12 protein-coding genes are annotated in these 11,279 nt (G+C 37.3%); 11 read left to right on the top strand and 1 reads right to left on the bottom strand.

Annotated features, from left to right (window positions below; all coding sequences use genetic code 11):
- Window positions 1–175, top strand: a 175-nt coding sequence (locus V7147_RS03770; RefSeq protein ID WP_335366533.1) for a DUF5634 family protein, incomplete at its 5' end; no start/stop codon positions are given.
- Between the two features lie 111 nt (window positions 176–286).
- Here V7147_RS03770 and V7147_RS03765 read toward each other — a convergent pair.
- Window positions 287–757, bottom strand: coding sequence for a tRNA (cytidine(34)-2'-O)-methyltransferase (locus V7147_RS03765; protein WP_335366526.1), 471 nt, complete (start codon window positions 755–757; stop codon window positions 287–289).
- Between the two features lie 358 nt (window positions 758–1,115).
- Here V7147_RS03765 and V7147_RS03760 point away from each other — a divergent pair, with 358 nt between their 5' ends.
- The 10 genes from V7147_RS03760 to V7147_RS03715 all read left to right on the top strand — a co-directional run.
- A complete protein-coding gene (locus tag V7147_RS03760) occupies window positions 1,116–1,853 on the top strand; it encodes a GntR family transcriptional regulator (protein WP_335366525.1) in 738 nt (245 codons plus the stop codon).
- Window positions 1,854–1,923: 70 nt separating this feature from the next.
- The gene (locus V7147_RS03755; protein ID WP_335366524.1) at window positions 1,924–2,766 is read left to right on the top strand and encodes a fructoselysine 6-kinase; all 843 of its coding nucleotides are present in this window, start codon (window positions 1,924–1,926) and stop codon (window positions 2,764–2,766) included.
- 95 nt (window positions 2,767–2,861) lie between these two features.
- A complete protein-coding gene (locus V7147_RS03750) occupies window positions 2,862–4,145 on the top strand; it encodes an ABC transporter substrate-binding protein (protein ID WP_335366523.1) in 1,284 nt (427 codons plus the stop codon).
- A 55-nt stretch (window positions 4,146–4,200) separates the two neighbouring features.
- Window positions 4,201–5,085, top strand: a complete 885-nt coding sequence (locus tag V7147_RS03745) for a carbohydrate ABC transporter permease (protein ID WP_335366522.1) — start codon at window positions 4,201–4,203, stop codon at window positions 5,083–5,085.
- The gene (locus tag V7147_RS03740; protein WP_335366521.1) at window positions 5,085–5,921 is read left to right on the top strand and encodes a carbohydrate ABC transporter permease; all 837 of its coding nucleotides are present in this window, start codon (window positions 5,085–5,087) and stop codon (window positions 5,919–5,921) included. Before V7147_RS03745 ends, V7147_RS03740 begins: the two co-directional genes overlap by 1 nt.
- A gap of 128 nt (window positions 5,922–6,049) precedes the next feature.
- Entirely contained in the window at window positions 6,050–6,883 is an 834-nt protein-coding gene (locus tag V7147_RS03735; RefSeq protein ID WP_335366520.1) for a TIM barrel protein, read from the top strand.
- A gap of 57 nt (window positions 6,884–6,940) precedes the next feature.
- Window positions 6,941–7,906: an SIS domain-containing protein gene (locus tag V7147_RS03730; RefSeq protein WP_335366519.1), complete on the top strand. Its 966-nt coding sequence runs from the start codon at window positions 6,941–6,943 to the stop codon at window positions 7,904–7,906.
- Between the two features lie 60 nt (window positions 7,907–7,966).
- Window positions 7,967–8,980 (top strand): SIS domain-containing protein, encoded by a 1,014-nt coding sequence (locus V7147_RS03725; protein ID WP_335366518.1) that lies wholly within the window; start codon window positions 7,967–7,969, stop codon window positions 8,978–8,980.
- Window positions 8,981–8,992: 12 nt separating this feature from the next.
- Entirely contained in the window at window positions 8,993–10,006 is a 1,014-nt protein-coding gene (locus V7147_RS03720) for an SIS domain-containing protein (protein WP_335366517.1), read from the top strand.
- 291 nt (window positions 10,007–10,297) lie between these two features.
- On the top strand, window positions 10,298–11,279 hold a 982-nt coding region (locus V7147_RS03715), incomplete at its 3' end, for a short-chain fatty acid transporter (protein WP_335366516.1).

Genomic DNA, 11,279 nt, shown 5'->3' with positions numbered 1-11,279 from the left:
ATATACAACTAGAAAAGATGGAAAAATCCATCATATTCATCTGCCATTTCAAAAAAACAATGATGGCAGGTTAGCGACAATTGATAGTAAGTGGACGGTAGAATCAGACAATCCACTTGAAAAAGATCTTAAAGAATTTGAAGATCTAGATCATGTATTCCGCGAAATATACTAAAGAATACTTAGATGAAAAATCCTGCGAAGTGTCAATATGAACAAATTCAGGGGTAGATAGTCCCTAAATTCCCCAAAAACAAACAAAAAATCTTCCAACTCGGAAGATTTTTTATTTTAAATTCGGATATCCTTGCTGGCGCAAAGCCTCATATACCAATATTGCAGCTGTGTTTGAAAGGTTAAGTGATCGAACATGAGTATTCATCGGTATTCTTAAAAAGTGATTTTTATTATTTTCTAGTAGATCTTTTGGTAAACCTGTTGTTTCTTTTCCAAACATAAAATAATATTCCTTTGATTCATCACTGAAATCAAAGGCTGAATGTGTTTTTTCACCAAATGTTTCAATATAGTAGAACTCACCTTGATTTTTTACGAAAAAGTCATCTAATGAGTCGTAATACATGATATTTACAGTATGCCAGAAATCGAAACCTGCTTTTTTTATCATTTCTTCGTCCGTTGAAAAGCCAAGTGGTCGGATTAAATGCAAGGCTGTATCCGTTGCGGCACATGTAAGTGCAATATTTCCAGCATTGGCCGGAATATCAGGTTGATACAGTACAACATGTATTGCCAAGACAAGTCACTCCTATCAATATTTTACCATCCAAATTATAGCATACTGACAGCCAGGTAGTAATTACTCAAAAATCGAATGCTGTCGGATATAGGGGAAGGGTTTTTATTTTGAGTGTATTGACACGTATGAAAATTTAGACTATTCTAAAACTATCAAAAAAGCATCATCTACAAAGATATATTAAATAAGATTTGAAAGCGCTTCACTTAACTTCGAATAACCAATGAAATTCATTTTAAAAATTACATTAATTGGTATATACCAATTAGATGAAGGAGATTTTTTGTAAATGGTAATTCAATTTCATATATAATGATATTGTTAATTACTTGGAGGAAGTGGGAGAGCATACGTGATGAAGAAATCCATAGGGAAAGAGGAAACAGTACCTTTTTATAAACAACTCAAAGAGAAAATCATAGAAGATATCGAAGTTGGTAATTTGAAGCATGGGGATAAGCTACCTTCGGAACGTGATCTTGCTGCGCAGTATGGTATAAGCAGAATGACGGCTAGACATACTTTGTCCGTCTTGGAAAGAGAAGGACTTGTTGAGCGAAGAGTTGGAGCTGGTACCTTCGTTTCAAATAATAAAATTCAGATGGATTTTATTACCTTTAATAGTTTTTCGAACGATATGTTAGAAAAGGGATTAAATCCGAGTACACAGGTACTTTCCATGGGACATATGGAAGCAACTCCGTTTTTAGCAGAGAAATTACAGTTACAAGTGGGCGTAAAGCTTTTTACTGTGAAACGCCTTCGATTAGTAGATGACAGACCTATTTCGATTGAAGAATCATTTATTCCAGAACAGTATTGTAGAAACATAAAAGATCACATAACCAATGAAATTTCTTTATATAACATTTTAGAGAAAGAATACGGGATAAAACTTGTTAAAGCAAAAGAATATATGAGAGTTACATATTCGGAAGATAATGAGAGTAAGCTTTTACGAATTCGTTCAGAAAGTCCATGTATTTTCCGTGAATCAGTTGCGTTTGATCGAAACAATAGGGAAATTGAATTTTCTACATCATTAACAAGAAGTGATGTTGTTAAATTTTACTCGGAATTAAACCTGAAATGACTTTTCGTTTTAGGTATTCATTTAAAAACAGTGGTATATACCATTATCTGATTTCTCAGGAGGTAAGACAATGAAAGTAATTGGTGTTGGCGATAATGTAGTCGATAAATATGTGCACAATCGGACCATGTACCCAGGCGGTAATGCACTGAACTTTAGTGTATATGCAAAGCAGCTAGGAATTGAGGCAGCTTATCTGGGTGTATTCGGTAATGATGTGGCAGCAAATCATATTATCAAAACCCTTAAAAACTTTGAAATTGATATTTCTCATTGCCGACAACATGAAGGTGAAAATGGATATGCAGCGGTAGATTTAGTAGATGGTGACCGGGTCTTTATTGGCGGAAATGAAGGTGGCATCCAAAATGAGCATCCCATTGTGCTGATGGCAGAGGATATTGAATATATCAAACTGTTTGATATTGCACATAGTAGTGTTTACAGCGACATGGACTCTGAGTTACATAAAATTAAGGAAGCTGGGGTTCTACTATCCTATGATTTTTCAAATGAGTATACAGAAGAGAAATTATCATCTGTTTGTAGCGATGTAGATATTAGCTTGTTGTCTTGTGGACAATTGGCAGAAGAGGGCGTTGAGTCTTTACTAAAAAAAGCTCATTCGATCGGAAGTAGTATGGTAATAGGTACGATGGGATCTCGTGGAGCGATGGTGTTTGATGGGAAGAATTTTTATAAACAAGAACCTCATTTTGTTAAACCAGTAGATACATTAGGAGCTGGAGATTCCTTTTTCACAGCATTTATTTTGCATTATTTAAAAGGTAGTAAGGAGAAACTATACGATTCGAAGCCTCAGCTTATCAAAAGCAGTCTTGAAAAAGGGGCTAAATTTGCAGCGAAAACCTGTTTAGTAGATGGAGCATTCGGTCATGGACTCTCTTTTTGAGAGAATATATAAACATTTCACATTATGTAGGAGGTGGTGATTGGAACTAAGAAATTAGTCCAAAGTAGTAGAACAAAAATAAGGAGGGTTAATGAATGAGAAAATTGACAAAGATTTTTGGAATGGCAATGTTACTTTTCGTCCTTTTACTATCTGGTTGTTCTAATTCTTCTTCGGGAGATGGAAAAACGGTCTTGAAATTTTTGCATAAATGGCCTCAACCCGAATACGCACCGTACTTTGAAGAAGTCGTCAAGGAATTTGAAAAACAAAATCCTGATATTAAAATTGATATGGAAGCAATCGCAGACGAACCAATTAAAGATAAGCTACGGGTTATTTTAGGTGGTAATGATGTACCTGATATTATGTTTTCGTGGTCAGGAGAGTTTGCTAGAAAGTTTGTTCGTGCAGAAGCAGCTTTAGATTTAACTCCTTATTTAGAAGAAGACATTGCTTGGAAGGATAGTTTTATTCCTGCATCTCTTCAGCCATTTTCATCTGATGGCAAAAATTACGGTATACCCCTTCGTTTTAATGGAAAGTTCTTTGTATACAACAAGGAAATCTTCGATAAATACAATCTACAAGCACCTCAGACATGGGATGACTTTATGAACGTCCTGGATACACTCAAAAAAGGTGGAGAAACTCCAATCATTTTAGGTAACGAAAGTCCTTGGGCAGCCATCCATTATTTAACTGGACTAAATCAAAAAATGGTTCCTCAGGATGTACGAATGAAAGATTATAATCCTCGTTCGGGCGAATTTACAGATCCAGGTTATGTAAAGGCAATGGAAATGTTTGCTGAACTTAACCAAAAGGGCTATTTAATGGACAATGTGAACTCTAGCTCACATGATATGGCAACTCAGTATTTCTACGCTGGAAAAGGAGCTATTGTTTATGTGGAATTAGAAGAGTTCCAGACTGTTGAAGATAACATGAAAGGGAATTGGGGCTTCTTCCAACTTCCAACGATTTCAGAAGGAAAAGGCAATCAGAACTTCATAACAGGTGCACCAGATGGATTTATTGTGTCATCGAAAACAAAGCATCCAGAGGAAGCAATTAAATTCTTAAAGTTTTTAACGAGTAAGGAAAATGCGATTAAACTAGCAGAACAAATTGGTTGGCCAAGTCCAATAGATGGCGCAACAAATCCAGATACTGCGTTACAACAAGTAGTTGATGGTGTTGACATAATGAAAAAAGCAGAGGGTATGGCAGAATGGCTAGATACGGATGTACATGCAAAGGTTGCAGATGTGTATCTAGCGAATATTCAATTATTACTTGATGGGTCGAAGTCACCTGAAGAAATCATTAAAGAGGTTCAGAAAGTAGCCAAAGAAATACAAAGTGAAATTGAATAAAAGCTGAAGGGCAAACATCAGAGGCCACTGTTTGCCCCCTCCAGGAGGGGACGTGATGAAAAATTACCGAAGTAGTCGAACCGCAATCCTTTACATCTTACCGGCATTCCTCATCGTTATATTAATGGTTTTTCTGCCAATTGTTCTTAACCTTTACAATAGTTTGTTTAGGTGGAATTCATTTGATGCAGGGAGAAGTTTTGTTGGTCTAGAATACTATATCAGACTTTTTAAGGATCCCATTTTTTATACGGCTTTAAAAAATAATGCGTTGTATGCGATCATTTCACTTATTTTTCAAGTAGGTTTAGGTATTATTATTGCTGCTATTTTAGAAGATAAATTGATTCGCAGATTCCAGCCATTTTTCCGGACTGTCTTCTTTATTCCATCCGTTATTTCGATAGCGGTGGTTGGATTGTTATGGCAGCTTATTTACAATCCAGAGATAGGTCTTGTGAATGGAACGCTAGAGGCAATAGGTCTCTCGGAATGGTCTCATTCTTGGCTAGGAGATAGTAAAACTGCGATATACGCAGTGGTTGCAGTCTCACAATGGCAATATACGGGTTATATGACCATGCTTTTCTTGATTGCGATGCAAAAAATTCCATATGAGTATTATGAAGCGGCTTCGATTGATGGTGCTTCTAAGATAAGGACATTCTTTCACATCACACTGCCTCAAATAAAAGAAATGATTCTTGTTGGTAGTGTTATTACTGTCATTGGCGCATTTAAAGTCTTTGATGAAGTGTATGTCATGACATTTGGGGGACCGGGTCGATCAACCGAAGTGTTGGGAACGATGTTATACCGATCTGCATTCCGAAATGATGAGATGGGTTATGCCTCAACCATTGGTACAGTCATATTCGTTATTACGTTAACCTTATCACTGATTCAAATGAAAATCGGAAAAACAGGTAAGGAGGTGTAATGCTGACAATGACGATTAAAAATCGAATCTTTCAACTCGTTGTTTTAGTTTGGTTTGGGATATTCTCATTGGTTATCATTTATCCCCTTATCTGGCTTGGCTTAAGCGGCCTAAAGTCAAATAGGGACTTCTTTATAAATACATGGAAACTGCCTGAAGAATGGCATTGGCAAAACTACAAAGCAGCTTGGAAGGCAGGGGTAGGAGATTATTTCTTTAATAGTGTTTTTGTGACAATCGTATCAGTTGTGCTAATACTATTAATTGGGGCGATGGCTGCTTACGGACTAAGTCGTTTTCACTTTAAGGGGCAAAATATCCTACTTGTCATGATACTTAGTGGCTTAATGCTTGCTCCTCAAGTAAGTTTAATTCCACTTTATAAATTGCTTCAAACAATTGGTCTCTATAATACATACGGAGCATTAATTCTTCCATATGTGGCGTTTCAGTTGCCGTTTGCGATTTTCTTAATGAGATCCTATTTTCTCTCTATCCCAAGGGAGCTTGAGGAATCTGCAATCATTGATGGCTGTAATAGCTGGAAGGTATTCTGGCATATCATCCTTCCAATGGGTCGACCAATTATCGCTTCTTCGGCTCTATTAACAGGTATGTTCGTATGGAATGAATTTATGTTTGCGCTTGTTTTCATAGAGGATTCTAGCCTTCGAACAATACCAGTGGGACTTATGAATTTACGTAGTCAGTTAAATACGAACTTTGGAATCCAATTAGCAGGCTTGGCAATCTCCGCGATACCAATGATTGTTGCATATATTCTTTTTCAAAAACAATTTGTCCGTGGTATTTCGGCTGGTGGGGTCAAGGGATGATGGGAGGGAGTCGATCCGACTCCCATACCTCTAATTGATAAAAACGCCAAAAAAGGACTACTTAAAGTGGTATATACCACTTTAAAGAGTAATAACTTTAAAATATGAAAACTGGAAGGAGGGGTGTTATGACAAAAATCAATCGGTCGCAAATTACTGGGATGAACTTTCATTATCTCCATTATCCACTACAGTATTTTTTAGATTCAATGGTCAACTACCGGTTTCGAAGGATTGAGCTATGGGGCGCTGCACCGCATTTTTACGTAGAGGATTTGACTGTATCTGAAATTCGTCACATTAAAAAAGAAATAGAGACGAGAGAATTAGAGGTGATCTGCTTTACACCAGAGCAATGTATGTATCCAATCAATCTAGCTGCTAAGGAAACGACCATATGTGAAAGAAGTATTAACTATTTTAAAAAATCAATTGATGCAGCCGTTGAATTAGAGGCTCCGATGGTATTAGTAACGGCAGGGTGGGGTTATCGCAATGAAAGTAGAAGCGATGCGCTAAGGAGGGCAAGAGATTCTTTGGAGAAACTTACCGTTTATGCAGATGAACAAGGAATTGTATTAGCGCTTGAACCATTGCAAAAGGTAGAATCCAATTTGATTTGTACATTAGCTGATTTAAAAGAAATGCTGCATGAGATTCAATCTCCAAACTTAAAAGGAATGGTTGACACTATTCCTTTAGCTGTCGAAGGAGAGTGCTTGGCAAGTTATTTTACAGAATTACAGGATGACTTTGTCCATATTCATTTTATCGATGGAAATCCGAACGGTCACCTGGCTTGGGGAGATGGAAACCTCCCATTAGAAAAATGGATAAAGACATTATCAGACAATCAATATGAAGGAGCATTAACCTTAGAATTTACATCCTCTCAGTATTTGCAAGATCCAAATGCTGCGATTGAACAATCTTTAAGAGCATTAGAACCATACCTGAAATAGAGGGTTATCTTAAAAGGCATCATTATACAAAAAGCAGTAAATAAGGAGGAGAAAAATATGTTAGGTAGTGTGCAAAATGTATTGAATGCTTTTAAACAGAGGGATATCAAACATGTATATTTAGTTGCATGTGGGGGCTCTTCCTCCCTTATGTATGCAAGTAAATATGTATTTGATCGTGAAAGTAAGACAATCAACTCGGATCTGTTTAGTTCGAATGAATTTGTTTACCGCAATCCTGCTAAGCTTAATGAAAAATCACTCGTCATCCTATGCTCTCATTTTGGTAAAACACCTGAAACTGTGGAGGCAGCAAGATTTGCGAGAGAAAAAGGTGCATTAACAGTTTCACTTACTTTTGATGCTGAATCTCCACTTGCACAAGTGTCTGAACATATCATTGTGTATAAAGAAGGAAAGGAAACAAGTTATTTGAACGAAGCACCCGCCATTATGCTTGAGCTCGTATTTGGTCTCTTAGCAGAGAAAGAAGGGAACAAAAAGTTCAATGATGTTGTTTCTTCTTTAGAAAATCTAAGACCAATTTTAGAAAAAGAGAAATCAAATTATCTAGAAAAAGCGAAGAAATTCGCAGAAACCTATAAAGACGCAAGTATTATTTACACAATGGGAAGCGGGGCTAATTACGGGATTGCGTATTGGTTTTCGATTTGTATCCTGATGGAAATGCAGTGGATTCATTCTCACGCGATACATGCAGGAGAGTATTTCCATGGACCATTTGAAATTTTAGATAAGGATGTCCCTGTCATCCAGCTCGTTGGTCTAGATGAAACAAGACCAATAGAGGAACGTTCATTAGAATTTACAGAACGATATTGTGAAAGTTTAGTTGTTCTTGATGGAAAGGACTTTGACTTATCGAATGTTGCTGAAAGTGTAAAAGGATATATTGCCCCACTTGTGCTACAAACTGTGTTGCGAAAATATGCTGAGGAATTGGCAGATGCAAGAAATCATCCACTAAGTACTAGACGCTATATGTGGAAAGTTCCCTATTAAAAAACGAATGATTATCTTTAAAGGTCATTTCCAATAGACAAAAGAGACGGAGGAAAGAGGATGTTGAAATTTGATAAAGAGCAATTTATAAGATTAGTTGGGGATGAAGGACTTTCTAAAAGAAAAGAAATAGAAGAGATTGTTGATGGGATTTCAGATAAAGGGTATAAAAATATCTTTTTAATTGGATCTGGCGGTACAATCGCCATGATGTATCCATATGAATACATTTTTAAATCTACTTCATCCATCGAGGTTCATGCAGAAATTGCTGCTGAGCTACTTGTTATGAATAATCAACACTTGTCAAAGGATTCTGTTTGTGTTTTTGCTTCGGTAACAGGTACAACTAAGGAAACGGTTGCTGCGGCAGAATTCTGTAAAGAAAAAGGTGCGACTACAATTGGATTGGTTGCCTTACCAGATACACCGCTAGCGAACACAGTGGATTATTGTATTTCAACAGGTCAGGAGAAACACTCATTTGACACTTTCTTTCTCCATTTACAGCTATTAACTTTCCGTTTTATCCATAATCAAAATGAGTTTCCTCAGTATGAACAATTTGCGAATGAATTGGCATTTTTGCCCGCAGGAATGGTTCAGGCAATGGAGGCATTTGATTCAAGAGCGGAGCAATTTGCAAAACAACATAAGGATACAGGCTATCATATGCTCGTAGGAGCAGGAAACCTTTGGGGTAATACGTATTCATATGCCATGTGTATTTTAGAGGAAATGCAATGGATCAAAACAAAATCAATTCATGCAGCAGAATTTTTCCATGGGACCCTTGAGCTTGTCGAAAAAGACACAAGCGTCATTATTTTCAAAGGAGAGGATGAAACGCGTCCGTTAGCGGAAAGGGTCGAACGCTTTGCCAAAAAGATTACAAACGAACTCTTCATCGTCGATACAAAAGACTATGAACTACCAGGGATAAGTGAAGAATTCCGAAAACATGTCGCGGTCAATGTGAACTGGGTATTAACGGGACGAATTAGTGTCTATCTCGAGCGTGAAAGAGATCATTCATTAGACCTTAGAAGATACTATCGTAAAATGGATTATTGAGGAGGAGATTGGATGTATAATTTCGATGTTGAAAGGTTTTTAAACATACAAAATGGTGCTTTGTCGTTAATGGATGAGTTTGACCAAGCGATCGATACAATTGTAGATGGAGGAATCGAAAATGTCTTTTTCGTCGGTACAGGTGGAGCAACTATTCTCATGTTTGCAGCGGAATACATCTTGAAAACCAATTCAACTTTACCGGTCTACTCCGAAATTTCATCTGAATTGATGAAGATGGATCACAAGCATTTAAATGAGAAGTCATTAGTCATCCTGCCATCATTATCTGGTACAACAAAGGAAACAGTTGAGGCCGCCGCATTTTGTAATGAAAAGGGAGCAACAACAATTAGCCTAGTTGGTCATGCGAATACACCCTTAGCTAACGCAACAGATTACACGTTTGTAAACTTTGCCGCAGATGATACATCCTGTGAATCTTTCTATATCCAGTCCTATCTTCTAGCATTCAGATTAATGTACAAACGAAATGAGTTACCAAATTATCATAAAATCATTGAAGAACTTAAACATCTTCCAGCTGCTTTATTAAAGGTAAAGGAAGCTACCGAAGAGCGTGCTGCAGCATTCGCCAACAAGCATAAAGATACACCTTATCACATCCTATCAGGTACTGGGGTTGATTGGGGTGAAACCTATTATTATGCCATGTGTATTTTAGAAGAAATGCAATGGATCAAAACACGACCAGTTCATGCATCTGACTTCTTTCATGGAACACTCGAATTGGTCGAGGAGGACACAAGTATCATCCTGTTAAAAGGGGAAGATATATCACGTCCGCTTACCGAAAGAGTCGAACGCTTCGCAGAGCATTATACAAAGGAACTAACCGTATTTGATACGAAAGACTATGAACTCCAAGGAATCTCGGATGAGGTAAGACGTTTCATCTCGCCAATTGTGTTGGCAACGCTCCTTGAGCGGGTAAGTTGCCATCTTGAGAAAGAACGAAACCATCCACTTTCAACAAGACGATATTATAAGAAGGTTCCGTTTTAATAGGTTATAGGAAGTATTAGATAATTGAATACCTTCTCTCGTAAATATGTGCTCTTCCTATGATAAAGGTAGATTAATATATCTGTTTTTACCAAAGGGGGAGTATTTTTTATGTCATCAGCATTAGTTATTTCTACGGAAAAACTGAGTATGAAAACTAGTCATTTGGGGACCTAATCCCTATTATTTTTTAGATTACAATAGTAAATTAGAACTGAAAATGAACCTTTCTCATATTCTCTAACTATTCCCAATATAATAACACCAACTACTTATATGGGGAGTGAGTAAATGAGAGTAGTAACAAACTTTTTTGTTCGACTGGTTCAGCGTTTTCTTCCAGATGCCTTTATCTTTGCGATTATCCTTACCTTCTTAGTGTTTGTAATCGGCATCTTGTTTACTGAAAGTGGTCCAGTTGAGATGGTTTCACATTGGGGAACTGGATTTTGGGATTTACTTGCCTTTACGATGCAAATGTCACTCGTAGTGGTAACAGGGTACGTGTTAGCCAACGCACCTATTATCAAGAATTTTTTGGCCAGATTGAGTAAATTGGCTAAAACACCCGCACATGCTGTCATGCTCGTAACTTTTGTGGCAACAATCGCCTGTTTAATTAATTATGGATTTGGACTAGTAGTAGGGGCCCTTTTTGCCATCCATGTGGCAAGACAAGTACCATCTGCAGATTTTCGTATTTTAGTAGCTGGAGCATATAGTGGATTTCTAGTGTGGCATGGTGGATTTTCCGGATCCATTCCTTTGACAGTGGCAACTCCTGGACATTTTTTAGAGGACCAAATGGGTGTTATTCCAGTAAGTGAAACCCTTTTTAGTCCGGCCAATCTATTTATCGTGGCAGCGCTAGTGATTACATTGCCAATATTTAACCGTTTATTGATGAAAAATTCCAATGCAATCGACCAAGATCGCTCCCGTTGGGTGATTCCGGAAGACTCGGATTCTACTAAAGATTCGATAACTCCAACTACACCAGCAGAAAAAATTGAAAACAGTGTCATGGTTTCGATGCTAATCGGTATCATGGGCTTGGGCTTTATCGCCTATCATTTTATTACAAAGGGCTTCGATTTAAATATTAATATTGTAAATTTTATTTTCTTATTCCTAGGAATCATGTTGCATAAAACACCGAAACAGTTCTTAGATACGGTAACGAACGGAGTAAAAAATGCTGGGGGAATTATCATTCAATTCCCGTTCTATGCCGGGATTATGGGGATGGTTACTTTATCAGGAATGTCAGAGC

This window comes from Bacillus sp. JJ1521, from assembly GCF_036965165.1.
Lineage (GTDB): Bacteria > Bacillota > Bacilli > Bacillales > Bacillaceae_L > Ferdinandcohnia.
The sequence above is the reverse complement of the archived record's forward strand: the minus strand, read 5'-3'. Positions and strand labels throughout refer to the sequence as shown.